This window comes from Kribbella sp. VKM Ac-2566 (assembly GCF_004366005.1).
In the GTDB taxonomy this organism is placed as follows: domain Bacteria; phylum Actinomycetota; class Actinomycetes; order Propionibacteriales; family Kribbellaceae; genus Kribbella; species Kribbella pratensis.
Genome location: NZ_SODT01000012.1, coordinates 703,727 through 728,336, shown reverse-complemented (window position 1 = coordinate 728,336; position 24,610 = coordinate 703,727). Strand labels below are relative to the sequence as shown.

Genomic DNA, 24,610 nt, shown 5'->3' with positions numbered 1-24,610 from the left:
TAGCGGCGCCGAGGGTCAGCCTGCGGTCGAGTACTGCGACTGCTGGAGTGACTTCTTCAGGGCCGGTACGACGGGACCTACGCGTACCGCGAGCTGGGCCAGGCGATCCTTGTGCCGGGCCTGCTGCTCCTTCGTGACGACGGTGCGTAGATCCGCCGTGGACGCGAGTACGACGACAGCGGCGTCGCGGAGGTCGACCCGAGTGACGAGCCGGGACGGTCGCAGGGTGTCGCGGGCGCTCTGGAGGATGTGGCGGCGTACCAGAGGTTGGCGCAGCGTGATGCGGGCTGCCGGGAAGATGCCGAGGACGCGGTGCGGCTCGACCTTGATCAGATGCGCGCGGGCGAGCTCGTCGCGAACCTGACGGACGGTCACGCCGGCCCGCCGATCGATCCAGTGCCGCCAGCGCCGCGGGCCAACCGCCCGCAACTCCTCGAGCACCGCCGCAACCACCGGATCCACCGGCGCCGGCACGGAACCCGATCCAGCCGAGCCCGATCCAGCTGAACGCGATCCGGTGGAGCGCGGTCCCGGCGTCGCCACCCGCGCCCGCCCATTGTCATCGTCGATGTTCCCGCTGAGCTGCAGGTCGATCAGCACCGCCGCCCGTAGCACCTTCCCCAGCTTCGACCGGGCCGTCAGCCGCCCGCGCTCCGGATCGTAGGCCAGCAGAAAAACCCTGGCAGCCAAGGAGTTCGGGACAGCCGCGTTGCCGAGCGCAACTGTCTTTCGGGGCCGGGCCGGTCGCCTGGCCGACGTCGAGCGTTCCGGCCGCCGCAGCGGCGTCACCACAGCTCTACTCATCGTTGTCCTCCTTGGACGGGCGGCCCGGGCGACGTTGTTTCGTCACACCGGTCGGGAGGCGACCGGCGTCGGCCAGGGCACGGCGGAGCAGGAACTCGATCTGGGCGTTCGTGCTGCGCAGGTCGTCGGACGCCCAGCGGGCGAGCGCGTCGTGCACCGCGGGATCCAGCCGGAGCAGGATCTTCTTCCGTTCGACAGGCACCGCAGGCTCACTGGTAGAGCGAGCCGGCGTTGACCACCGGCTGCGCGTCGCGATCGCCGCACAGCACCACCAGCAGGTTGCTGACCATCGTCGCCTTGCGCTCCTCGTCGAGGTCGACGACCTCGTGCTCGGACAACCGGTCCAGCGCCAACTCGACCATGCCGACCGCACCTTCGACGATCCGCTGCCGGGCCGCGACGACCGCACCGGCCTGCTGGCGGCGCAGCATCGCCTGAGCGATCTCGGGCGCGTACGCGAGATGCGTGATCCGGGACTCGATCACCCGGACACCGGCGGCCTGCACGCGGGCACCGATCTCCGCCGACAGCGTCTCGGTGATCTCGTCGGTGCTGTCCCGCAACGACATCCCACCGTCCTCGGTGTGGACGTCGTACGGGTAGCTGTTGGCGATGTGCCGTACGGCGGTCTCGGTCTGGATCGCCACGAACTCGACGAAGTCGTCCACCTCGAACATCGCCTGCGCGGTGTCCTCGACCTGCCACACGACGACAGCGGCGATCTCGATCGGGTTGCCGTCGGCATCGTTGACCTTGGCAACGGCTGTCTCGTGGTTACGGATCCTTGTCGAGACCTCGCGCCGCGTGGAGATCGGGTTCACCCAGCGCAGACCGTCCGTCCGGATCGTGCCGGCGTACCGTCCGAGGACCTGCAGGACCCGGGCCCGCCCCGGCGAGACCGCGGTCAGCCCGCCCGCGACGATCAGCGCGGCCAGGAACACCAGGATCCCCGCCGTGATCAGTGCGCCGTTGCCGCCACTGAGGACGGACAACAGCACGCCGGCCACCGCCAGCACGAACGCCACCACTGCCATCGGCCACCCGTTCAGCCCCCGCCCCGCGCGCTCGGCCACCTTCGGCGCCGGCATCTCCACCGCGACATCCACCATCACAAGCTCCTCTCGAATAGCTCGAAGGTAGCAAAGTGATATCACATTTAGCAAGCGGTGATTCCGTCTCCTCTCATGGGTCCGCCCATCAGATGCAGGGTTGAGGGCACTCGGCCCGCGGCCGGGGCGGGAGGTCAGGGGAGGCGGGTGGCGAGGGATTCGAGGTGGGACTGCCAGAGGGCGGAGTGGGAGTTGGGGAGGGGGTCGATGGCGGAGGGGCCCCAGGCGTGGATGGGGCGGATGCCGTGCAGGGCGTTGACGAGCCAGGCCTCGGTGGTGTTCTGCAGCGCCTCGGGGGTGATCGAGTGCTCGACGACCTCCACGCCCTGATTGGCGGCGATCCGGCGCAGGAGCTGGGCAGTGACCGAAGGGAGCAGTGGGCGGTCCGCCTCCGGGAAGCAGAGGGTGTCGTCCTCCCACCACACGACGGCCGAGTACGCCGCCTCGAGGATCGTCCCGTCGGTATCCAGGAGCAGGATCTCGTCGGCGCGGTCGGCCGCGGACTCCTTCAACTTGCCGAGCAGCTCCAGGTCCGGCCCCTTCACCCGCGGCGCCGTCCGCGGATCCGGTCCCTCGTGTACGGCGACCCGCACCCGGCCACCGATCGGCGGCGCCGGCCGAAGCTGCAGCGCCAACTCCCCCGGCGCCTTCAACTCGAACCGCGGGAACCATCGTCCGAACCCCGGCAGCCGCCCGATCTGCTCGTCCCAGAACCGCTCCGCGGCGACCCCCGCCGCGGCACACGACCGGACGAACCGGTCCCGATGCAGTTCCAGTCCCCGAACCTTGCCATTGGCAACCAGAAACGAGTCCGCCACCAACAGTTCCGTCATTGTCCCCCACCTTGTCCGCCGACGGCAGCCGTTGCCTTCAGCACCATTTCGTCGTACTCCGCGACCGGGTCGGAGTCGAGCACGATCGCACCCCCGGCCCCGATCACGGTCTCGTCCGCGGTCAGCACCGCCGTCCGGATCACCACACTCAGGTCCGCCCGCCCGTCCACGGTCAGGTAGCCGAGCGCACCGGAGTACACCCCCCGCGCGCTCCACTCCAACGAGTCGATGATCTCCATCGTGCGGATCTTCGGCGCGCCCGTCATCGACCCCGGCGGGAAGCACGCGCGGACCGCGTCCACCGCGGTCACGCCGTCGCGCAGCCGGCCGCGGACGGTTGTCACCAGTTGGTGCACGGTGCGGTAGCTCTCGACCTGCATCAGCTGCGGCACGTTCACGGTCCCTGGCACGCTGACCCGGCCGAGGTCGTTGCGGATCAGGTCGACGATCATCAGGTTCTCGGCGCGGGTCTTGTCGTCCTCGGCGAGCGCCTTCGCCGCGAGCTGGTCCTGCGCCGGGTCGAGATCCCGCGGCGCGGTCCCCTTGATCGGCCGGCATTCGGCCCAGCCGTCCGCGTCCACGGTCAGGAACCGCTCCGGCGACGAGCTCGCCACCGCGAGATCGCCGTACCTGAGGAAGGCGGCGTACGGCGCGGGGTTCGCGGACCGCTGCCAGCGGAAGAACTCGAACGGGTCCTGGACCGCGGGCAGCCGGACCCGGTTCGTCAGGTTGACCTCGTACGTCTGGCCCGCCTCGAGCTCGGCCAGGACATGCGCGATGCCGGCCAGGTACGTCGTGCGGTCCTGCTCCAGATGCGCCTCGAGATCCAGCCTGGCGATCGCGGGGATGTCGACGCTGCCCATGAACCAGTTCGACGCGGCTTCCTGTGCCTTGTCCAACCAGCCCTCGCCGACGCCGGCCTCGTCGAGCGCCACCAGATGGGTGACGTCGCGGTCGTGGTCGATGACGACGAACCGGTTCGCCCAGATCCACAGCGCGTCGGGCGTCGGGGCCTCGTGTGCGGCCACTCCTCCGGTCAGGGCCTTGAGCTCGTAGCCGAAGTAGCCGACGTACCCACCGCAGAACAGGCCGGTCAGCTCGAGGGGCGGCTCCGCGGCGCGGGCCGCCAGCAGTTCGTTCAGTTCGGCGAAGACGTCGCCGTCGGTCACGTCCCGGGTGATGACGTCGTCTGTCGTCGTACCGAGGACCGAGAGCTTGCGGGCCGTGCGGTCGGTCAGGCTGCCGTCGAGCCAGTAGGCGACCGGCTCGGCGGCGAGCAGCTCGCGGTAGACAGTCTCACCGTCGAGCGCCCGGTCGAGCGTCCGGACGGACCAGCGCAGCGCACTCACAGGCACACGGTACCGAGATCAGGACGTGGTCAGGGCCACCTTGGTCCGCATCGCGGTGATCCGGCGGATCGGGATCGCGACCTCGAGGCCGTCCTTGGACTCGGCGCGGTCCGCGAGCCAGGCCGCCGCGGTGTCCCGGCGGACGTCCGGCGTACCCGGGAGGTAGAGCGCGTTCACCAGCCGCATCGCGTCGTCGCGGCTGTGGATCATGTACACGTACCGCTCGCGCTGGCTCTCCATCACGTCGAACCCGGCGTGCTTCAGCTGATCCTTCAGCTCGGTGATCTCACCGCCGGCCGGGAACTGCGGTGTCGACCGCAGCCGTGTGGTCAGACCGCTCAGCGTGCGGATGTCGCCGCGCCGCAGCGGCCGTACGGCGGGCACGATCGCGGCCAGTACGCCGCCGCGCCGCAGCACCCGCGCCGCCTCGGCGAGCACGTCTGCCAGCGGCTGGAGGACCATCAGACCCATCGAGCACGTGACGACGTCGAAGACCTCGTTCGCGAACGGCAGGTGCAGCGCATCGGCCCGTACCTTCGGGCCGGGCGCACCGGCGAGCTGGGCCTCGTTGTTGTCGACCCCGACGACCCATCGCCCGTACAGCTCCCGCGCCACCGGCCCGTTGCCGCAGGCCAGGTCGAGCACCCTGCGCGCCTCGCCCGAGACAGCACGGACGAGCCAGCGGTACGGCGTGTGATCGCCGGCCACGGCACGGGACAACAGGGCTTCGGTACTCCCCGGAGCCGCGGTGTGGAACTCCCGCAGGTACTCCGGCCAGTTGATCGCATTCTCAGACATCGCGGCCCGAACCTACCGGCCAGCGACCCGGCGTGCCTCGCCGGGTGCTCAGCGTTAACACTTTGTTGACTGTCAGACTCTGCTGACGAAGATGTGGCCCGCGGTTTCGTCGGTGATGACGCCGCCGGCTTCGCGGCTCCCGACCAGGACGCCCTCGGCGTCCAGGGTGGAGTCGACCTCGCGACCGGGCAGTGCCCCGGCCCGGCGCAGGACCGCCATCGCGAAGTCGTCGGTCTGCACCGGCTCGGCAATCCGCCGTACCAGCACTCGCACGCTCTCGCCGGTGGCTGCGTCGAGGACCTGGTCCAGGGGCTCGACACCGATCCGGAAGTCCCCGATGTTGCTCACCTGGTGGTCCTTCTGCAGCTCCTCCAGGCCCGGGATCGGGTTGCCGTACGGCGATTCGGTCGGGTTGCCGAGCAGCTGCAGCAGCCGCAGCTCGACGGCGTCGCTCATCACGTGCTCCCACCGGCAGGCCTCGGCGTGCACGTCCTCCCACTCGAGCCCGATCACGTCGACCAGCAGCCGCTCGGCCAGGCGGTGCTTGCGCATCACCCGGACCGCCTGCTTGCGGCCGACGTCGGTGAGCTCCAGGTGGCGGTCGCCCTCCACCTTGATCAACCCGTCGCGTTCCATCCGCGCGACCGTCTGGCTGACCGTCGGACCGGACTGGTGCAGCCGCTCGGCGATCCGCGCGCGCAGCGGCAGGATGCCTTCTTCTTCCAGCTCGTAGACGGTCCGCAGGTACATCTCGGTGGTATCGATCAGCTCGCTCACGACCACCATTCTCACCTATTGAGGCAAGCCTTACCCAATTCGGCTGGGTACCGGGGCACGATGAGCACGGTGACGGCAGTGATGTGGTTCCGGCGGGACCTTCGGTTGAGCGACAACCCGGCACTCCTCGACGCGGCGGTCCACGGTCGCGTGCTCGGACTGTTCGTGGTGGATCCGTTGCTGTGGGGACGATCCGGCGATCCGCGCAGGGATCAGTTGGCCGCGTCGTTGCGCAGCCTGTCGGAGTCGATGGGCGGGCGGCTCGTCGTACGGCGGGGTGATCCGGCGGTCGTCGTACCGGCGATCGCGGACGAGGTCGGTGCGGCGAGCATGCACGTGAGCGCGGACTACGCGCCGTACGGGCAGCAACGGGATGAAGAGGTTGAAGCCTCATTGAAGTGTCCGTTGGTGCGGACGGGATCGCCGTACGCCGTCGCGCCAGGGCGGGTGCTGAATCAGCAGGGGCGGTCGTACCAGGTGTTCACGCCGTACTTCAAGGCATGGCTGGCGCACGGGTGGCGGCAGCCGGTGGAGGCGCCGTCGCGCGTTCGATGGATCAAGGCGGACAGCGAGGACTTGCCGGATAGCTCGCTGGTCGCGGGTGAGCAGGCGGCGCTCGACCGATGGCGGGACTACGACGTTACGGCGTACGACGACGAACGCGACCGGCCCGATCTCGACAGGACGTCGCGGATGTCGATCCCGTTGAAGTACGGCGAGATCCACCCGCGGACGATGCTCGCCGACCTGGCCCGCAAACGCAGCGCCGGCGCGGAGGCGTACCGCCGCGAACTGGCCTGGCGCGAGTTCTGCGCCGACCTGCTGGCGCGGCACCCGCACGCCGCGTGGAAACCGCTGCGTTCCGAGTTCGACCGGATGCGGTACGACGAACCGGGTGAGCTCCTCGACGCCTGGCAGGAAGGCCGCACCGGATTCCCGTTCGTCGACGCGGGGATGCGGCAACTGGCCGAGACCGGGTTCATGCACAACCGCGTCCGGATGGTCGTCGCGTCGTTCCTGGTCAAGGATCTCCACGTGCACTGGAAGTTCGGCGCGCGGTGGTTCATGCGCACGTTGCGCGACGGCGACCTCGCCTCGAACTCGCTCAACTGGCAGTGGGTGGCCGGCTGCGGCGCGGACGCGGCGCCGTACTTCCGGATCTTCAATCCGGTCAGCCAGGGCCTGAAGTTCGACCCCGACGGCGCTTACGTACGGCGCTGGATCCCCGAGCTCCGCGACCTCGACGGCCGGACCGCTCACGAGCCGTGGAAGCACGGCGGGGCGGACGGCTACCCGGAACCCGTCGTCGACCACGCGGAGGCGCGCACCGAGGCACTCCGCAGGTACGACGCCATCCGCTCTTGACGTCCCGTTGTCTCGTACATCTATAGTGCTAGTTACATAGATGAATGGGGTTATCGATGATCGAGTTCCATCTGGACGGCCGGTCGGGGGTCTCGCCGTACCAGCAGATCGTTCAGCAGGTCCGGAACGCGCTGCGGCTCGGACTGCTGCGGGAGGGTGATCAGCTGCCGACCGTGAAGGACGTGGTGGCGGCGCTGGCGATCAACCCGAACACCGTGCTCAAGGCGTACCGCGAGCTCGAGCACGAAGGCCTGGTGCAGGCCCGGCCCGGGCGCGGCACGTTCGTCACCCGCACCCTCACCGACAACACACTCGCCGCCCACGGCCCGCTCCGCCAGGACCTCCGCCGCTGGCTGAGCAAGGCCCGCAAGGCGGGCCTCGACGACGAAAGCATCGAAGCCCTGTTCCTGACCACCTTTCGGTCCGCCGCTCAGGAGGACATAGCGTGACCACAGTTCTGCAGGCTCATGGGTTGGGGAAGAAGTACGGGCGGCGCTGGGCGCTGGCCGATTGTGATTTGGAAGTGCCGGCTGGGCATGTGGTCGGGCTCGTGGGGCCGAACGGTGCCGGTAAGAGCACGTTGCTGAATCTGGCGGTCGGGATGATCACGCCGTCCGCCGGGTCTGTCGAGGTGTTGTCGGCGCCGGCGGGCACGCAACAGGCGAAGGTCGGGTACGTCGCGCAGGACACGCCGACGTACAGCCGACTGAGTGTCGCGGACCATCTGCGGCTCGGGTCGCGGCTGAACCCGGCGTGGGACGATGCCCTTGCACAGCAACGGATCCAGCGCCTGAAGCTCGACCCGAAGCAGCGCGCCGGGCGGCTGTCCGGCGGTCAGCGCGCACAGCTCGCGCTCACGCTCGGGCTGGCCAAGCGCCCCGACCTGCTGATCCTCGACGAGCCGGTGGCGGCGCTCGATCCGCTCGCCCGGCGCGAGTTCCTCCAGGACCTGATGGAGGCGGTCGCCGACCAGGAGCTGAGCGTCGTACTGTCCTCGCACCTCGTCTCCGATGTCGAGCGGGCCTGTGACTACCTGATCGTCCTCGTGGAGTCGCGGGTGCAGGTCAGCGGCGAGATCGACACGTTGCTGGCGACGCACTTCCGGCTGACCGGTCCGCGGCGTGACCAGAAGGACCTGCCACGCGACCAGCATGTCGTGACGGCAAGCCACACCGACCGGCAGTCGACGTACCTGATCCGGACCGACAAGCCGATCCTGGATCCGGCCTGGACGGTCTCCCAACTCACGCTCGAAGACCTGGTGCTGGCCTACATGGGCCGCGACGTCCAGCCCGAGCGCCCGGTCCTGGAGGTGCAGCGATGATCTGGCTGACCTGGCGACAGTTCCGCATCCAGTTCCTGGTGGTCGCCGCGGTGATCCTGGCCACCGCGGTCTTCCTGGCCGTGACCGGCCCGAATCTGCTCGACGACTACCACCGCCTGACCACCAATTTCATCCAGAGCCTCGGGTACGAACGGCTCAACCCGATCCTGTACCGCGTCGGTCAACTCCTGCTGTACGCCGTACCTCCGGTGATCGGCGCCTTCTGGGGCGCGCCGCTGATCGCGCGTGAACTGGAGACCGGTACGCACCGGCTCGTCTGGAGCCAGAGCATCTCCCGCTGGCGCTGGCTGGCCACGAAACTCGGCGTCACCGGCCTGACCGCGATGGGGATCACGGGCCTGCTCAGCCTGGCGGTGACGTGGTGGTCGGACCCGATCGACGACGCGATCAACGCCGGCCAGGACTCGAACAGCTATCTGCCGCGACTGTTTCCACCGGTCTTCGCCGCCCGCGGCCTGGTTCCGGTCGGGTACACGGCCTTCGCGTTCGCCCTCGGCGTCGCGGTGGGACTCGTCGTACGGCGGACCTTGGTGGCGCTCGCGATCACCCTGGCCGCCGTGATCCTGGTGCAGGCCCTCACACCGTCGTTCGTCCGGCCGCACCTGCTCGCACCGACGGACCAGTACGTCGTCGCGTCCGCGGAGAACATCCGGGGCTTCGGGCTCAGCGGAGACGGACCGAATCCGCAGGTGACGATGATGGAGGTCGCGACCGGATCGGTCGGGGCGTGGAAGTTGTCCGACAAGACCGTGGACAAGTCCGGCAAGGCGGCCAAGCTGCCGTCCTGGGTGACCGCCTGCGCACCAGCACCACCCGGGATGACTCAGCAACCGACGAGCACCGCGGACCGCACCGCGTGTTTCCAGCGGCTGTCCGACGAGGGGTACCGGCAGCACGTGCGGTACTTCACGGCGAACACGTTCTGGGCGTTGCAGTGGCGTGAGTTCGGGTTGTTCCTGGGGCTGGCATTGCTGCTGTGCGGGTTCAGCTTCTGGCGGATCCGGCGCGACCTGTCGTGAAGCGCCGTACCAGCAGGGCTGCGGCGAGGGCGGCCGCGGCGACGACCGCCGACGTCCACGGCAGGGTGACTGCGAGGACGACGCACCCGGTCAGGCCGATCACGTTGACGGCGCGCGGCCAGCGGCGCTGATCGGCCGGCTGGGTGAAGGCGGACGCGTTCGCGATCGCGTAGTACAGCAGGACTCCGAACGACGAGAAGCCGATCACGCCCCGCAGATCGGTCGTGAGGACGAGGATCCCGACCACCGCGGCGAGCGCGAGCTCGGCGTGGTGCGGGACCTGGTAGCGGGGATGTACTGCGGCCAGCCACGTGGGCAGGTCGCGATTGCGGGCCATGGCGAGCGTGGTGCGGCCGATGCCGGCGATCAGGGCGAGCAGGGCGCCGAGGCTGGCAAGTGCGGCACCGATCCTGACGACCGGTACCGCCCAGACCGCACCGACCCCGTCGACCGCGGCCGCGAGGGGCGCCGTGGTCGACGCGGGGTCGCCGGTCCGCAGCAGCGCCAGTGCGACGGCCAGGTAGATGCCGATGGCAATGACCAGCGCGATCGTGATCGCCCGCGGGATGGTTCGCGCCGGCTCCCGGACCTCCTCCCCCATCGTGGCGATCCGGGCGTAGCCGGCGAACGCGAAGAACAACAGGCCCGCCGACTGCAGAACGCCGTACGGCGAGGTGCTGGTCGTCTCGTGATGCTGCGGGGCACCCGTGAACAGGACGACGAGCACGAGGGCCAGTACGACGAGGGTGCAGGTGACGAGGATCCTGGTGAGGCGTGCCGTCCTCGTCACGCCCCGGTAGTTGACGGCCGCCAGCGCGAGGACTGCCGCGAGAGCGATCAACCGGCGCAACCAGCCGATGTCGGTGGCGTAGGTTGCGAAGGTGAGCGCCATCGCGGCACACGATGCGGTCTTGCCGATCACGAAACACCAGCCGGCGGCGAATCCCCACCACTCCCCCAGGCGCTCACGCCCGTAGACGTAGGTGCCGCCCGATACGGGGTAGACAGCCGCCAGTTGCGCCGACGACGCCGCGTTGCAATAGGCAACGATCGCGGCGAGGACGAGGCCGAGCAGCAGACCGGACCCGGCGGCCTGCGCAGCCGGCGCCCAGACCGCGAAGACCCCGGCCCCGACCATCGAGCCGAGCCCGATGAGCACCGCATCTCCCACTCCCAACCGCCGCGCCAGCGCGGGACCGCTCTGCGGAGGGCTGGGGCGCCCCGGGTGAGCCGCGTCCTCGAGGCCGGGGCGGTCGGCGTTCATCTCAGTCGTCCGCCGCCATCGCCGCCGCGATCTTGGCTTCGGCATCGGCGACGTCCTCCTTGGGGGCTTCGGGCAGCAGGTCCGCCCACAGCGGCAGCATCTCCCGGCGCGCCTCGAGCATCCCGAGCGGACGCGGGAAGAACCAGACGTGGAAGTGGGCCGAACCGTCGCCCCAACGATAGACGTGCACCCGCGCGATGTCGCCGAGGGCGAGGATCGCCCGCTCGATGCGTGCGACGACCGGACCGTAGCTCTGCGCCACCTTGTCCGGCAGGTCGGAGAACGAGTCGTGGTGACCGCGGCTGGCCAGCCACACCACGCCCGGGATGGTGACGCCGGTGGCGCGGCACAGCGCCCAGTCGTCGTCGTACCAGAGCGGCGGTTCGTGTTCGGAGTTCTCGAAGTCGGCGAGCCAGTCACACAGGCCGCAGTGCGGGCCGCCGGGCTCACCGACGCGGGGCGGTTCGGGGATCACCCGGGGCTGCGGCTCGAGGCGGACCAGCGGTTCGGCGTACGGAAGCGTCATGGCGGTCTCCAGTGTTCAGGAGCTGATGATGCCGCCTAGTGAAACATGCTCGTTGCAGGAAATGCAACAGGCATGTTTCATGCTTCGAGGACGCCGCGGAGGACCAGGTCGAGGGTGAGCCGCCGGGCCCGGGACCGCGACCAGTGGTGCCGGCCGCGCATGTGCACGTAGGTGAAGGCCGCCGAGACCATCAGCACCTCGGCGACGTCGCTGACCCGGCCGTGCGGGTGCAGCGTGCCGTCCGCCTCGCCTTCGCGGAGGAACCGCTCGAACGGGTCCAGGAACGAGACCGGCCCGTTGCGCGCCTGCTCCTGATGGAAGACCAGGTCCGACGACAGCATCAGCGGCAGATGCCGGTCGATCACGTCGAAAAGCGCCTCCAGCGTCCGGATCAGGCCTTCCCGACCGGACCCCGTGCCAGCGAGCACCGGCCACAACGTGTCCCGGTAGTCCTCCGCCAGCGCGTCGAGCAGCGAGTTCAGCAGCATCTCGACGGTGAATCCCTGCCGCCACAGCGTGACCCGGGAGCGTCCGACCTTCTCCGCGACCCGTTCCAGGGTCACGCCGGACCAGCCGTGCTCGGCCAGTACGGCGATGGTCGCCGTCCGGAGCGTCTCGTCCACCGCCACCGTCATCCGCGACCCCTCACTCTTGTGCAACGAGGTTGTTGCACTGCACGATGACTGTACCAACCACCGAGGGAGCACGCGTGGAGACCAGGACCGAGATCCAGGTGCGGTTCACCGAGCAGGAGCGGGACGGACTGACCGCGCTCGCGGCCGGTCTGCGAGGAGTGGCCGAGTCCGACCTCACCGAGGAGGACGCGCTGGTCGCGGCGCTGGAGCTCGCCCTGACCCGCCTGATCGAGGATTTCGAGGTCCCCGACCCGGCCGCCCGCGACCAGGTCCAACGCGCCCGCGACAACCTCCGAGCCAACTGGATCCGCGGCAGCGCAACCCTCTGACCAACCACCCCCCTCGCCCCACCGCCCTCCCTCGCACCCGCCCTCACCGCACGGCCCTCACCGCACCGCCGGCCGCCGCCCTCACCGGGCCGCCGTCTACCGCCGCACTCCCCACCACGAGGGGATATCCGTCCGCGTGTTGGGTTCTCCCCTCGCATACCAGGGGAGAACCCCTGACGAGACGGGATATCCCTTCGTGTTGGGGTGGGTGGTTGAGGTGGCGGGCTGACGGGCGGCGCGTGCAATCTGGACAGGAGGTGTCGGGTCGCTGGGTAGTGCACCTGAGCGTGAGTGTGGTCGTGCGTACGGTGTCTCGCTGGTGCTCTACCTGTCGAGCTTGTACGCCGTCGGCCGACTGCCGGGGGGCGTTCGGGGTGGTGACAGGTTGTCCCCGTGGTGGGGTGGGTGGTTAGACCGCGTTCAGTACGCCGAGCAGGCGGGCGACCTCGGTGGCGACGGCGTCTCGGGCCGGGCCGAGGTACTTGCGGGTGTCGACCAGTTTGGGGTTGTCGGCGAGGACCTGGCGGACCTTGTCGGTGAAGACGTTGTTGAGGTGGGTGGCGATGTTGACCTTGGTCATGCCGGCGTCGACCGCCCGGGTCAGGTCGGGGTCCGCGACACCGGAGGAGCCGTGCAGGACCAGCGGTACGGCGACAGCCTCGTGCAGGCGGGTGATGAGGTCGAAGTCGAGCGTCGCCGTACGCTCGGTCATCGCATGCGAGGAACCGACCGCGACGGCGAGCGCATCCACACCGGTCGCTTCGGCGAAGGCGACGGCCTCGTCGGGACGGGTACGGGCGCCGGGCGCGTGGACGCCGTCCTTGCCGCCGACCTCGCCGATCTCCGCCTCGACGAAGACACCGTGATCGTGGCAGAAGACCGTCACCTCGGTGGTCGCTGCGACGTTGTCGGCGTACTCGAGCTTGGAGGCGTCGTACATCACCGACGTGAACCCGAGCGTGACGGCCTCGGTGACCAGGTCCCGATCCATCGCGTGGTCCAGGTGCACGACGACCGGCACCGTGGCGGCGGCCGCCGCGGCCAGCGTCGCGACCCCGATCGGCTTCAGCGCACCGTGGTACTTCACCGCGTTCTCGCTGATCTGGAGGATCACCGGCGCACCGGCCTGCTCGGCACCCGCGATCAGCGCGATCGCGTGCTCCAGCTGGATCACGTTGAACGCGCCGACCCCACGGCCGGCCTTGGCCGCGGCCAGCACGACCTCGGCACCGGATACCAACGGCATGGGAACTCCTTCTAATTAACGATGACCTGGGGTTGCCAGCGCCGATAAGCGGCGAGATCAATGTCTCCGGCAACAGGTGTCAGCACAGCGGCAGCAGAAGCGGCGACAGCGGACTTGAGTACGACGGACCAGTCCGGCTCCGGCGATTCCGCGACAGCTGCCGCGACGACCGCCGTACACGCGTCGCCCGCACCGGTCGGGTTGCCGCGCACGGTCTCGACCGGCAACGCCCGCCAGACACCCTTCTTGCTGGCGGCAACCATCCCGCGTGGTCCGTCGGTGATCACGGCCGCGGTCGCACCGAGCGCGACCAGCTCCGACGCGCCCTCTTCGACCTCCACGTCGCCAACGGCAGCACGCAGTTCGGCAGCGTTCGCGCGCACCACCGCACCGGCGCGCGCAGCGGCGTTCAGCGCATCGCCGCCCGCATCGATCACCGTCAGTACGTCGTGGTGCCGGGCGCGGACCGCGATCTCGGCGTACGCGTCGGCCGGCAGCCCCGGCGGCAGGCTGCCCGAGCACGCGAGCACCCCGAGCCGTCCCCACGGCATCCGGTCGCCGAACGCTCGCCACTCGTCCGCGGTCACCGTCGGCCCGGCCTCGTTGAAGATCGTGGCGTCCCCGTCCACATCATTGACGATGGCAACGGTACGGCGGGTCTCGCCGGCGATCGGGGTGAGGAGCGCGGTCAGCCCGGCGTCGAACAGTTCCTCGGCGACCAGCTCACCGGTGACCCCGCCGACGAATCCGAGCACCAGCACCTGGTGCCCGAGCGTCGCTGCCACCCGCGCGACGTTCACGCCCTTACCGCCCGCGCGCCGCCGGATCCGGTCGACGCGATGGCTGCCGCCGACCCGCAACTCGTCGACCTCGTACGTGACGTCCAGCGCGAGGTTGAGGGTGACGGTACCGATCAATCCAGCCACGACCCGGCCCGCATGACCTTCTGCACGGCGTACTCGTCGTCGAGCAGCACCAGGTCTGCCCGCTTCCCGGTCTCGATCGAGCCCACGTCGTACCAGCCGAACGCCTGCGCCGGCGTCGTCGACGCCATCCGGGACGCATCCACGAGGGATACCCCGGACTTCACCGCATTGCGGTAGGCGACATCCATGGTCAGCGTGCTGCCGGCGATCGAGTGGCTGCCGTGGGCGAGCGTCGCCAGACCGTCCTTGACGTCGACCTCGAGGCTGCCGATCTTGTACCGGCCGTTCGGCATCCCGGTCGCCTCCATCGCGTCGGTGATCAGCGCGATCCGGTTCACCCCGGCCGCCGCGAGCGCGACCCGGACCACCTGCGGGTCCAGGTGCATGCCGTCGTTGATCACCTCGAGCAGCAGCCGTTCGTCGTTGAGCGCGGCGCCGACCGGGCCCGGGTCGCGGTGGTGGAACGGCCGCATCCCGTTGAACAGGTGCGTCGCGACGGTCGCACCGGCGTCGGCTCCCGCGACCATCTGCTCGTACGTCGCGTCCGTGTGCCCGAGCGCGGCGACCGCGCCGGCGTCGACGACCTGGCGAATCGCGTCCAGCCCGTTCTCCAGCTCCGGCGCGATCGTCACCATCTTCACCGCGTCGCTCAGCACCTTGGTGACATCGTCCTTGAGCGGCGGCCGGAGCAGCGTCGGCTCGTGCGCACCGCAGCGTGCCTCGGACAGGAACGGTCCTTCGAGGTGCACGCCAGCGATGACACCGTCGGCGATCAGCTCGGCGAGGCAGTCCGTCTGCGCGACGAGTTCGTCGAGCGGCGCCGTCACCAGGCTGGCCAGCGTGGTCGTCGTACCGTGCTTGCCGTGGAAGGCCGCGACCTTGCGCGCCTCCTCCGGATCCGTGGTCGAGTACGTCGACCCGCCGCCGCCGTGCGTGTGGATGTCGACGAACCCCGGGACAACGGTCACGTCGCCGAGGTCCTCGGGCCGCTTGCCGTCGGCCGGCATCCCCTCGGACCGCCGGCCGAAGGCGCGGATGTCCTCGCCCTCCACCTGGATCCAGGCGTTCTCCAGAACGTCGTCCGGCGTCACCACGCGACCCACGCGATAGGTCGTCATCCCCTGGCCTCCTCGTTGGCGGCTGCGCGGTCCCAGGCCATCTGGGCGGCGCCGAGCATGCCGGCTTCCTCGCCCAGGACGGCCGCCACGATCTCCGGTTCGCGCTGGAACGTCAGTCGCGCGTGGACACCTTCGCGCAGCGGCTGCAGCAGGGTCTCGCCGGCGCCCACCAGACCGCCGCCGATCGCGATCCGGGTCGGGGCGACCAGGGTCGTGTAGAGCACCAGGGCGTCGATCAGGGCCGCCAGCGCGTCGTGCCAGACCTGCGCGGCGTCCGGGTCCCCGGCCGCGAGCAGTTCCATCACCTCGCGCGCGCCGTCGACGGTCCGCCCGGTGCGGGCGGCGTACCGCCTGGCGAGCGCGGCCGCGGACGCGACCGTCTCGAGGCAGCCCCATTGACCACACGCGCAGAGCTCGGCGGCGTCGCCGTGGATGAACTTGGAGTGCCCGAGCTCACCGGCGTACCCGTCGCCGCTGACCAGGGAGCCGTCGACGATCATCGCGGCCGCGATCCCGGTGCCGAGCGGGAGGAACATCGAGTTCGTGGTGCCGGCCAGCGCGCCGTGCCGCAGTTCGGCGTACCCGCCGGCGCGGACGTCGTGCGCGAGCACGATCGGTACGCCGTCGCCGACCGCGGCCTTCAGCTCGGCGAGGACCGGCGTACCGGTCCATTCGAGGTTCTCGGCGCCGACCGTGCCGTGCTCGGCGTCGATGACACCGGGGACGACGACACCGATGGCGCGCACGTGATGACCCTCCGCGGTCGCCTTCTGGCTGAGCTCGACGACGGTCTCCAGCAGGGCGTCGAGCACGGCACGGCCACCGTCTCGCGCGTCGGCCCGGGGCGTCGGCCTGGTCTCGCGGTGCAGCACGGCACCGTCGGCGGCGACCAGGCCGCACTTCATCCGGGTTCCACCGAGGTCGACGGCAACCACGACTTCACAGGGGTCCACGGAGCGCCATTATGCAGCGTTACCTGGCAGTCCGAACATCCATGAGCAGAATCCGGACAAACTCACACGGACCAGTGCGCAATCTGGTCCACAAACTGACTGGGAACCGTGGGCAGGGAATCCACGGTTTCCAGGTGTCAGGAACGTAGGCCGTGGTCGAACGCGGCCACCAGGAAGGTGACCAGGTTCTCGGCCAGTTTGCCCGGGTCCTCGGTGCCGGCGGCACCCGGCGTCGGGGACAGCGCCTGCGACTGATGGAGCGCGAGCAGGCCGAGCATGTTCATGTACCCGAACGCGACCGCGTCCGGTGATGCCTGCGGCAGCGCCTGCTGCAGCGCCGCCAGGTACCTGCTCTCGATCGGCTCCGACTCGACCGCGTACAGCTCACGGATCCGGCGGCTCGGATCGAACGCGATCCGGCCGATGAACCGTGCGACCACGGCGCCGCGTTCACCGCGGCGCAGCACCAGTTCCAGTCCGGGCTCGACGAAGGCCCGGATCAGGGCCTCCGGTGTCGGCGGAGCGCCCGCCTCCAACTGGTCCAGCCGGCGCCGCCGTTCGGCGTTGACCGGCGCCATCGCCCGCGCCACGGCAGCGCGGAGCAGGGCCTCTTTCGAGCCGAAGTGATAGTTGACCGCCGCGATGTTCGCTGCCGCCGCGACCGTGATGGCGCGCAGCGACGTTCCCTCGTAACCCCCTTCACCGAACCGTTGCTCGGCGACGTTGAGCAATCTCTCCCGGGTCGTTTCGACCGGTGTCTCCACAGAGTTCTCCTTCCCCCCGGCTACCGCTCGCGCAGGCACCCCACCTGCTCACGCGCAGTAGCCTGCAGTCAGCATAGTTCAAACGGTCATTTGAACTGGAGGGCTCAGCTCACTTGTTCCGAGAAATCCTCAGATTTCTCTGAAACCCTTTCCTTCCCAGCACTCTCACCCTTCACACCTCCACCACGGCACGTACACAAACGAGTGATTCCTGTGAGTGCATTAGGGTCGTGGGCCATGACTGTTGTGCGGGTCGAGCGGCGATTCCAGGGGCCGGACAGGTCGGGCAACGGCGGGTATGTCGCAGGTCTGGTCGGGACCTCGCTGGCAGCGGACCTCGCGCCGGAGTCGGTGCCGAAGGTGACACTGCGGATGCCGCCGCCGCTGGAGAAGGACCTCGAACTGTGCGCCGGCCGGTTGACGGACGGTGACGCCTTGGTGGCGGAAGCGCTGCCGGTCGACAGTGAGTTCCTCGCTGACGCGACGATCGATCCGGTGCCGCCCGAAGAGGCTCGCGCGGCCGAGGCGGCGTACCGCGGTCTGCGCAACCACCCGTTCCCGAGTTGCTTCGTGTGCGGGCCGGCGAACCAAAGCGGTCTGCGCCTGAAGCCCGGCCCGCTCGGAGAGGGCCGTACGGCGTGCACCTGGACGCCCGCCGCGGACCTCGCGACCGACGGCCTGGTCGACGAGGTGTTCCTGTGGGCGGCGCTCGACTGCCCCGGCGGCTGGACGATCGACCTCGAAGGACGCCCCTCCGTGCTCGGCCAGTTGACCGCGTGCATCGACGCGCGCCCGGAGGCGGGCGAGGAATGCGTCGCGCTCGGCCGCTATCTCGGCGAGGACGGCCGCAAGACGTTCACGGCCAGCACCCTGTACGACGCCGACGGCCGCGTCCTCGCCCGCGCCAAGCACACCTGGATCACGGTCGACCCAGCCGCCTTCAATTAGCGCTGGGGAATCCCGCTGATCACTTCAGGTGCGTAGCAGTCCCCACTTCAGCGAGCGCGGGCGGCGTGGGCGCGGACCTTGGCGCGGTTGCCGCAGGTGGCCATCGAGCACCAGCGGCGGCGGCCGCGGGCGTCGAGGAACAACCAGCCGCACGACGGGCAGGTCCGCACGTGCTCGCGAGACGAGCCGGTCAGTAGCTCGCCCGCGAGCAACGCGAGATTGTGCAGCGGGAGGTCCAGATCCTCCGGCAACTCCCAGACCGGACCATCCTCGGAGCGCACGAGTTGTCGTCTCCCCGAGGCCTTCTCGATCAGCCGGGCCGCGGCCGCGAACGTGTGATCGGTCGCCTGCCCGGTGAGTACGTCGTACAACTCGGACCGGAAATCGAGTGTGGTCTGCAGTCGCCGGCCCATTTCGATCGGACTGCTCCCGGACCGCTCGATCAGCCGGAACACGGTCGCCGGCGGCAGCAGGCCGACGTACGAGTTCCAGATCAGGAAGGCCTCGTACGACGTCAGCCACTCGGTCCGGGCGGTGCCACGGGTGGTCCACTCGGACCGGGTGTTGACGAAGTCGAGCACCGGATGCGCGCCGACCGGCTTGGGCAGGACGACGCCCTGCACAAGCTCGAGATGGGACGGCAACGCGCTCATCGAACTACCTGGCCGGCGTCGTGGGCTGGGTGGTCGGTTGCTGGTTGGTCGTGGTCGGCACCGGGATGCTGACGTTGCCGTTCTGCGGGATGACCATGAACTGGATCTTGCCCGACTCGATCGCGGTCTTCAGCAGGTAACCCTGCGCCCCGAGCATCGCGACCTGCTGCTTGACCGACTGCAGCTCGACGTTCACCTGCTGGTTCTTCTGCTCCTGCGTCGCCTTCGCGAGCTCGGCGCGCTGCTTGGCCTCCAGGCCGTCGATGATGCCCTTGTCCAGCGGCATCGGCTTCTGGACCGTGAAGGACAGCTCACCGCAGTCGTTGCTGCCGTTGTAGCCCGGGCCGCAGAAGTAGTCGCCGCCGACCGCGGCCGGCAGCAGCCGGGTGAACTCCTTGGCCGCCGCGGACTGGAACGCCGACTTCATCTTCTCGTTGTTGTAGAGCTCCGCCCAACCGTAGTTGGTCGCGACCGCGGACAGGGCCCGGTCGATCTGCGGGCGGAAGTAGCTCTGCAGCATGTCGTTCCAGCCGCTCTCCTCGTACGCCTCGGTCTTCAGACCGATCCGCTCGTGGAACGACTTCAGCACGTCCTTGTTGCGGTTCAGCGTGAAGTAGACCTGGACGCGGACGCCGAGCCGGACGTTGTCCTTGCTGACCACGGTGACCTCGTCGGCAGCATCCGTGTCCGCGCCGTCGCCGCCGATGATGTACGAGCGCTGGTCGATCGGGTACGTGTACAGCGTGTCGCCCGGGCCGATCAGCTTGTTCGTCGAGCCGGGCGGAACCACCGACTTGAACTTCTTGTCCTCGATCACGCCGCCGCCGTAGTGCAGACCGATCCGGTTGGCGTCGGTGTTGGCGAAGTTGAAGATGTTGAACAAGATGATGATCACGATCACCACCAGGATCAGCACCCCGATCACCTTCACCTTGCCGCCGCCCCCCTTGGGCTTGATCGCCGCCGCGGCGTTCCCCAGCTTTGCCATCAGTCGTGTAGCTCCTTGCGTTCCACCAGTCGCCGGACGTCGGCGAGGGTCAGGTCGGCGGTGACCGCGACGTCCCGCGGCACCGACGGATGCGAGCTGAGCGTACGCAGACCCTGCTCCGCAGCCGCGACTGCCCGCTCCAGTGCCCTGACCTCCTGCAGCAGCGCCCGATGTTCGGCGTTCAGCGTGGCCAGTGCCTGCTCCGCGGTCACGGCCCGCCGGTACGAGGACCACGCGAACCAGGCAGCGCCGATCAACAACACGATCGCCGGCAGTCCGAGTCTGATCATGCCGTCGATTGTGGTTCATCCCAGGGCGAAATTGTGTTGAAGCCTCAAGCGGGTGGCAGTAAGTTCGCAGTACACGCGAAGGGAGGTGGTCCAACGCATGAATTGCTATCGGACTCGTGAGGTGGCGGCGGGCTAACCGCCAACCACAGTTAAGTGGGCAAGTGGTCGGCCGAAACCAACGCCAGCCACCGGGCCTGCGGGCAGTCAGGTAGTCCGCCTGACCCTGAGTTCGGCCACCCGGTCGTGTCTCTGGAAGCGCCCGCAGGCTTCTCTTATTCGGGCGGCGGGCAGTCCAGGCCGAGTGCCCCGCCGATCTCGAAGAGCTGCGCCTCGAAGTACGCCGCGGCGTCCGGCAGCACCCAGTGGAGCTGGCCGAAGACCTCCATGCAGATCAGGCCGTAGAGCCGGGTCCAGTAGTTCAGCGACAGGTAGATCGCGCCGGGCGGCATCCCGTGGAAGTGCTCCGACTCGGCCGTGAGCTGCTCGACCAGCACGGTCCCGAGCTCGTCGTCGGCCGGGTGCGGGAACGGCTTCTGGTGCCAGATCTGCGCCACGAGTTCCTTGAACAGCGCCCCGAACCGCATCGCCGCCTGATGCCCGGGCGTCTCCTCGTGACCGTCGCCCTCAGGATCGGGTACGGCGGTACCGAACAGCAGCCCGAACTCGGCCGGATGCGCCAGCGCCCAGTCCCGCAGACCGTTCGCGAGCAGGTAGAGCCGGGCGCCGAGATCGACGTCCTCCTCGGCGCACTGCAGATCCATCAACGCGGTCGTCAGCTCGTCGTACAGGTCCGCGATCAGGGCGCTGACCAGCGCCTCGTGGCTCGGGAAGTACCGGTACAGCGCGGGCGGGGTGAGGCCGAGCTCGCGCGCCACCGCGCGCAGACCGACGGCCGCGGTCCCGCCGGCGACCAGCAGCCGGCGGGCGGCCGCCTTGATCTCCGCCAGCGTCGCTGCTCGCCGCCGGTCTCGGCTGTCCACCTTCAAAACTCTCCTTGACATCGCCGTGGGGCAGGACCTTAGAGTGAACACCGTTAACAGTTAACGCTGTTCACTCATGCTCCTGCCGCTCAATCTACGCCCTGGGAGACAGTTTCGTGTTCGAGACGCTCGGCCGTTTCGCCTACCGGCGGCGCCGTCTGGTGCTCGCCCTGACCGGTGTCTTCGTCGCCCTCGGCCTCGTCTGGGGCACCGGCGTGTTCGGCTCGCTGGCCAACGGCGGCTTCGACGCGCCGGACACCGAAGCCGCGAACGCCGTCAAGACCATCGAGGAGAACGTCGGCCGCACCGGCACCGACGTGATCGTGCTCTACCGCGACCCGTCGTCGACCGTGGCCGATCCGGCCTTCCGGCAGTCCGTCGAGAGCGATCTGGCCGAGTTGCCGACCGCCGACGTGACCGCGGTCTCGACGTACTGGAGCACCAAGTCCCCGGTGTTCGTGTCCAAGGACCAGCACAGCACGTACGCCGTCCTCACGCTGGCCGGGGCGACGCCGGAGGACCGGCTGGAGACGTTCCACAAGATCGCCTCGCAGGTCCGCTCGGGACCGGCGGGTCTGGACACGAAGGTCGGCGGCGAGGTCGCGGTCTTCGACGAGGTGAACACCCAGACCGAGCACGACATCGTGAAGGCCGAGACGATCTCGACGCCGATCGTGCTGGTGCTGCTGGTGGTCGTGTTCGGCGGCCTGGTCGCCGCGTCGCTGCCGCTGTTCGTCGGTGCGCTCGCGATCCTCGGCGCGTTCGTGCTGCTCCGCGGCCTGTCGGCGGTCACCGACGTGTCGATCTTCTCGATCAACATCGTCACGATGATCGGCCTCGGACTGGCCATCGACTACGCGCTGTTCATCGTCACCCGGTTCCGCGAGGAGCTTGCTCGCGGTAACGATGTGGAGACGGCGCTGACTGCGACCATGGCCACGGCCGGGCGGACGGTGGCGTTCTCCGGCGTGACGGTCGGCGTGGCGATCAGCAGCCTGGTCCTGTTCCCGGTGATGTTCCTGAAGTCGATGGCGTACGGCGGTGCGGCCGCGGTGGCGATCGCGATGATCGCGGCCCTGACCGCGTTGCCCGCGTTGCTCGCGGTGCTCGGACACCGGGTGAACAACCTGCGCATCTTCAAGCCCCGCAAGGCTTCCAGCGATCACGGCGCCTGGTACCGGCTGGCGCACAGCGTGATGCGACGCCCGGTGCGGTACGTCGTCGTGCTCGTCCCGGTGCTGCTCGTGCTCGGAATTCCCTTCCTGGGCGCCCAACTCGGCGGGGTCGACCACCGGTCGTTGCCGTCCGGTGCCACCTCGCGGACGGTGACCGAAACGCTGCAGCGCGACTTCCCGGGAGCCGGCGGGTCGGACATCTACGCGGCGGTGCGGTTCGACTCCGCCCCGAGTGATCCATCTGCGGCGTTGGCGCCGTACATCGCTGGGTTGAAGCAGGTGCGGGACGTCGAGGACGTGCGGATCGGCGGGTACGAGCATGGCGTGGCGTCGGTTGTCGTGCACACTCGCTTCACCGGGCAGGAGTTGTCGGCGCGGGATGTCGTGCACGGGGTGCGGGCGGTGCCGGCGCCGTCGGGGACCGACGTACAGGTCGGTGGTGAGACGGCGGCGGTGATCGACCTGCTCGACGTGCTGAAGGAGCGGGCGCCGTACATGGCCGGATTCATCGTGGTGGTGACGTTCCTGCTGCTGTTCGTTGCCTTCGGCTCGTTCGTGCTGCCTCTGAAGGCATTGGTCATGAACGTGCTGTCGCTGTCCGCGGCGTTCGGCGCGATGGTGTGGATATTCCAGGACGGGCATCTGTCCGGGTTCCTGGACTTCACGCCGGCCGGGTTCCTGGACGCGACCAACCCGGTGCTGCTGTTCGCCGTCCTGTTCGGGCTGTCGATGGACTACGAGGTGTTCCTGCTCAGCCGGATCCGGGAGGAGTACGACAAGACCGGCGACAACACCCAGGCGGTCGCGCTCGGGCTGCAGCGGACCGGCGGCATCATCACCAGCGCGGCACTGCTGCTGATCATCGTGGTCGCGGCGTTCTCCACGTCGGGCATCGTGTTCGTGAAGATGATCGGTGTCGGGCTGGTGATCGCGATCGCGCTGGACGCGACGATCGTGCGGGCGTTGCTCGTGCCGGCCACGATGCGGCTACTCGGACGCGCGAACTGGTGGGCGCCGGCGCCGCTGGCGCGCTGGTGGAAGTCGCACGGTTTCCGGGAAGAGCCTCAGGGCTGGAGCCGCGACAGCTCCCAGTCGCCGCCGGAGCTGGTCCGGCGGTAGGCCAGGCGGTCGTGCAGACGGCCGGTGCGGCCCTGCCAGAACTCGAACGCCTCCGGGGCCACCAGGTAACCGCCCCAGAAGTACGGCGTGGAGATCTCGGTGCCCTCCGGCCACTGCCGCTCGTACGACTCGTACTGCAGGTCGAGCTCCTCACGGGAGGCCACCGGCTGGCTCTGCTGGGACGCCCAGGCACCGAGCTGTGACTCGCGCGGGCGGCTTGCGAAGTACTCGTCGACCTCGTCGCCGGGCAGCTTGGTGACGGTGCCTTCGACACGGACCTGCCGCTCCATCGCGTGCCAGGGGAACACGAGGGCGCAGTGCGGGTTGGCAGCCAGGTCGTCGGCCTTGCGGGACTGCTGGTTGGTGTAGAAGACGAACCCGCGCTCGTCCACACGCTTCAGCAGCACGGTCCGCGCCGACGGGCGTCCGGCCTGGTCAGCGGTCGCGAGCACCATCGCGTTGGGCTCGGCCAGGCCGACTTCCCTGGCCTGCTCCAGCCAGGTCTGGAACTGCACGACCGGGTCGGGAGCGACCTGGCTCTCCAGCAACTCACCGAGTCCGTACGTACGCCGCATCTCCGCAAGGTCCACGCTTCGAGCCTACTTACGTCCGAACCTGCTCCGTCGATAGGCCCGCCACAACTTGGTGCGCCCGATCCTGCGGACGACCGGACTGCGGCGTCTCGTGGCGGTTGACGGCTCAGGGGCTGGTTGCTGTTGAGCTTTGGGGGCCGGGGTGATCGGCAGGCGGCGGTTGACCTCGTCGAGGTGCTGATCGAACGTGGCTCGCCAGAGCGCCTGACGGAGCGTGGCTTCACCCGCAGCCGAGCTGGCGCCGGCCACCGAGGCAGCCCACAACGTGTCGAGGGACTCGAAGCCGTCAACGTCCTTGAGGAGCTGCTCGATCAGGTCGCGATCGGCGGCGTCAGCGAGGCAACGGACCTTCGCCGGGCTCCTGCGCGTGCTGACCGTCGGGCTGGGTTTGAAGAACGGTACGTCGGCCCACGCGGGCACCAGCCGCCGGACGAGCTCGCGGTGCAGTGCGTTGTCGACGCGTTGCGCGGGATCGAGCGCGAACGCCGACCGGACGAACGAGGGGATCAGGAGGGGCGAGACGACGCCAGTGCGCTCCCCCGTCGTACCCCAGCGGCGGAGGCGTTCGACGACGTAGAAGTAGTCGAGCATCGTCGCGTTCTCGATGTCACCGTGGACCGCGGTCCGCAACACGCGCTCGACCTGCTCGGCAACGGCCGCACGCGCTGCGCCCGCGGGTCCTGCTGCCGCGACCAGACGGGTCT

General features: G+C 69.2%; 28 protein-coding genes. 7 read left to right on the top strand and 21 right to left on the bottom strand.

From position 1 onward, the window contains the following. Positions 1-15: 15 nt before the first annotated feature. The 7 genes from EV647_RS30635 to EV647_RS30605 form a co-directional block, all read right to left on the bottom strand. Complete coding sequence (locus EV647_RS30635; protein WP_134009048.1) at positions 16-804, bottom strand: GPP34 family phosphoprotein; 789 nt, start codon at positions 802-804, stop codon at positions 16-18. Next, the gene (locus tag EV647_RS30630; RefSeq protein ID WP_133782542.1) at positions 797-1,006 is read right to left on the bottom strand and encodes a hypothetical protein; all 210 of its coding nucleotides are present in this window, start codon (positions 1,004-1,006) and stop codon (positions 797-799) included. Before EV647_RS30630 ends, EV647_RS30635 begins: the two co-directional genes overlap by 8 nt. 7 nt (positions 1,007-1,013) lie before the next feature. Beyond that, positions 1,014-1,913, bottom strand: coding sequence for an SPFH domain-containing protein (locus EV647_RS30625; protein ID WP_134009046.1), 900 nt, complete (start codon positions 1,911-1,913; stop codon positions 1,014-1,016). A gap of 134 nt (positions 1,914-2,047) precedes the next feature. Beyond that, positions 2,048-2,746: an aminotransferase class IV gene (locus tag EV647_RS30620; protein ID WP_134009044.1), complete on the bottom strand. Its 699-nt coding sequence runs from the start codon at positions 2,744-2,746 to the stop codon at positions 2,048-2,050. Further along, positions 2,743-4,095: an aminodeoxychorismate synthase component I gene (gene pabB / locus EV647_RS30615; protein ID WP_134009042.1), complete on the bottom strand. Its 1,353-nt coding sequence runs from the start codon at positions 4,093-4,095 to the stop codon at positions 2,743-2,745. The genes EV647_RS30620 and pabB overlap by 4 nt, the downstream gene beginning before the upstream one ends. An 18-nt stretch (positions 4,096-4,113) precedes the next feature. Then, a complete protein-coding gene (locus tag EV647_RS30610; RefSeq protein ID WP_134009041.1) occupies positions 4,114-4,893 on the bottom strand; it encodes a class I SAM-dependent methyltransferase in 780 nt (259 codons plus the stop codon). Between the two features lie 72 nt (positions 4,894-4,965). After that, complete coding sequence (locus EV647_RS30605) at positions 4,966-5,670, bottom strand: metal-dependent transcriptional regulator (protein WP_238156674.1); 705 nt, start codon at positions 5,668-5,670, stop codon at positions 4,966-4,968. Positions 5,671-5,730: 60 nt separating this feature from the next. On the opposite strand from EV647_RS30605, the gene EV647_RS30600 reads away from it, so the two are divergent. Genes EV647_RS30600 through EV647_RS30585 form a run of 4 tightly spaced genes read left to right on the top strand, consistent with a single transcriptional unit; the run spans position 5,731 to position 9,399 of the window. After that, positions 5,731-7,035, top strand: a complete 1,305-nt coding sequence (locus EV647_RS30600; protein WP_166680465.1) for a deoxyribodipyrimidine photo-lyase — start codon at positions 5,731-5,733, stop codon at positions 7,033-7,035. Positions 7,036-7,091: 56 nt separating this feature from the next. Continuing rightward, the gene (locus EV647_RS30595; protein WP_166680464.1) at positions 7,092-7,484 is read left to right on the top strand and encodes a GntR family transcriptional regulator; all 393 of its coding nucleotides are present in this window, start codon (positions 7,092-7,094) and stop codon (positions 7,482-7,484) included. Beyond that, complete coding sequence (locus EV647_RS30590) at positions 7,481-8,359, top strand: ABC transporter ATP-binding protein (protein ID WP_134009037.1); 879 nt, start codon at positions 7,481-7,483, stop codon at positions 8,357-8,359. Before EV647_RS30595 ends, EV647_RS30590 begins: the two co-directional genes overlap by 4 nt. After that, a complete protein-coding gene (locus EV647_RS30585; protein ID WP_134009035.1) occupies positions 8,356-9,399 on the top strand; it encodes an ABC transporter permease in 1,044 nt (347 codons plus the stop codon). The genes EV647_RS30590 and EV647_RS30585 overlap by 4 nt, the downstream gene beginning before the upstream one ends. On the opposite strand, the gene EV647_RS30580 is transcribed toward EV647_RS30585, so the two are convergent. The 3 genes from EV647_RS30580 to EV647_RS30570 all read right to left on the bottom strand — a co-directional run bounded on the left by EV647_RS30580 (position 9,365) and on the right by EV647_RS30570 (position 11,824). Continuing rightward, a complete protein-coding gene (locus EV647_RS30580; protein ID WP_134009189.1) occupies positions 9,365-10,663 on the bottom strand; it encodes an APC family permease in 1,299 nt (432 codons plus the stop codon). The genes EV647_RS30585 and EV647_RS30580 overlap by 35 nt on opposite strands. Before the next feature lies 1 nt (position 10,664). Beyond that, positions 10,665-11,189: a hypothetical protein gene (locus tag EV647_RS30575; RefSeq protein WP_134009033.1), complete on the bottom strand. Its 525-nt coding sequence runs from the start codon at positions 11,187-11,189 to the stop codon at positions 10,665-10,667. Between the two features lie 77 nt (positions 11,190-11,266). After that, positions 11,267-11,824, bottom strand: a complete 558-nt coding sequence (locus tag EV647_RS30570; RefSeq protein ID WP_134009032.1) for a TetR/AcrR family transcriptional regulator — start codon at positions 11,822-11,824, stop codon at positions 11,267-11,269. Positions 11,825-11,898: 74 nt separating this feature from the next. On the opposite strand from EV647_RS30570, the gene EV647_RS30565 reads away from it, so the two are divergent. Next, positions 11,899-12,153 carry a hypothetical protein gene (locus tag EV647_RS30565; RefSeq protein ID WP_134009030.1) on the top strand — a complete coding sequence of 85 codons (255 nt, stop codon included), beginning with the start codon at positions 11,899-11,901 and terminating at the stop codon, positions 12,151-12,153. 409 nt (positions 12,154-12,562) lie between these two features. Here the strand turns inward: EV647_RS30565 and EV647_RS30560 are convergent, their stop codons facing one another. The 5 genes from EV647_RS30560 to EV647_RS30540 form a co-directional block, all read right to left on the bottom strand. Continuing rightward, positions 12,563-13,399, bottom strand: coding sequence for a class II fructose-bisphosphate aldolase (locus tag EV647_RS30560; protein WP_134009028.1), 837 nt, complete (start codon positions 13,397-13,399; stop codon positions 12,563-12,565). A gap of 11 nt (positions 13,400-13,410) precedes the next feature. Next, positions 13,411-14,325: a 1-phosphofructokinase family hexose kinase gene (locus EV647_RS30555; RefSeq protein WP_202876360.1), complete on the bottom strand. Its 915-nt coding sequence runs from the start codon at positions 14,323-14,325 to the stop codon at positions 13,411-13,413. Next, complete coding sequence (gene nagA, locus EV647_RS30550) at positions 14,313-15,443, bottom strand: N-acetylglucosamine-6-phosphate deacetylase (RefSeq protein WP_134009026.1); 1,131 nt, start codon at positions 15,441-15,443, stop codon at positions 14,313-14,315. Before nagA ends, EV647_RS30555 begins: the two co-directional genes overlap by 13 nt. Then, positions 15,440-16,396, bottom strand: coding sequence for an ROK family protein (locus EV647_RS30545; RefSeq protein ID WP_238177465.1), 957 nt, complete (start codon positions 16,394-16,396; stop codon positions 15,440-15,442). The genes nagA and EV647_RS30545 overlap by 4 nt, the downstream gene beginning before the upstream one ends. Positions 16,397-16,533: 137 nt before the next feature. After that, positions 16,534-17,160, bottom strand: coding sequence for a TetR/AcrR family transcriptional regulator (locus EV647_RS30540; RefSeq protein ID WP_134009024.1), 627 nt, complete (start codon positions 17,158-17,160; stop codon positions 16,534-16,536). Positions 17,161-17,397: 237 nt separating this feature from the next. On the opposite strand from EV647_RS30540, the gene EV647_RS30535 reads away from it, so the two are divergent. Next, positions 17,398-18,108 carry a hypothetical protein gene (locus tag EV647_RS30535; protein ID WP_134009022.1) on the top strand — a complete coding sequence of 237 codons (711 nt, stop codon included), beginning with the start codon at positions 17,398-17,400 and terminating at the stop codon, positions 18,106-18,108. Between the two features lie 47 nt (positions 18,109-18,155). Here the strand turns inward: EV647_RS30535 and EV647_RS30530 are convergent, their stop codons facing one another. The 4 genes from EV647_RS30530 to EV647_RS30515 form a co-directional block, all read right to left on the bottom strand. After that, complete coding sequence (locus EV647_RS30530; protein WP_134009020.1) at positions 18,156-18,761, bottom strand: ABATE domain-containing protein; 606 nt, start codon at positions 18,759-18,761, stop codon at positions 18,156-18,158. 4 nt (positions 18,762-18,765) lie between these two features. Beyond that, positions 18,766-19,749 (bottom strand): SPFH domain-containing protein, encoded by a 984-nt coding sequence (locus tag EV647_RS30525; protein ID WP_134009018.1) that lies wholly within the window; start codon positions 19,747-19,749, stop codon positions 18,766-18,768. Continuing rightward, positions 19,749-20,039 carry a hypothetical protein gene (locus tag EV647_RS30520; RefSeq protein WP_238175602.1) on the bottom strand — a complete coding sequence of 97 codons (291 nt, stop codon included), beginning with the start codon at positions 20,037-20,039 and terminating at the stop codon, positions 19,749-19,751. Before EV647_RS30520 ends, EV647_RS30525 begins: the two co-directional genes overlap by 1 nt. Before the next feature lie 272 nt (positions 20,040-20,311). After that, complete coding sequence (locus EV647_RS30515) at positions 20,312-21,019, bottom strand: TetR/AcrR family transcriptional regulator (protein WP_238175603.1); 708 nt, start codon at positions 21,017-21,019, stop codon at positions 20,312-20,314. Between the two features lie 116 nt (positions 21,020-21,135). Here EV647_RS30515 and EV647_RS30510 point away from each other — a divergent pair, with 116 nt between their 5' ends. Further along, on the top strand, positions 21,136-23,313 hold the full coding sequence (locus tag EV647_RS30510) for an MMPL family transporter (protein WP_134009012.1): 2,178 nt from the start codon (positions 21,136-21,138) through the stop codon (positions 23,311-23,313). Here the strand turns inward: EV647_RS30510 and pdxH are convergent. Further along, positions 23,259-23,903: a pyridoxamine 5'-phosphate oxidase gene (gene pdxH, locus EV647_RS30505; RefSeq protein ID WP_238175604.1), complete on the bottom strand. Its 645-nt coding sequence runs from the start codon at positions 23,901-23,903 to the stop codon at positions 23,259-23,261. The two genes, EV647_RS30510 and pdxH, sit on opposite strands and share 55 nt — an antisense overlap. A gap of 9 nt (positions 23,904-23,912) precedes the next feature. Continuing rightward, the coding region (locus tag EV647_RS42225; RefSeq protein ID WP_202876359.1) for a hypothetical protein at positions 23,913-24,610 on the bottom strand (698 nt) is incomplete at its 5' end.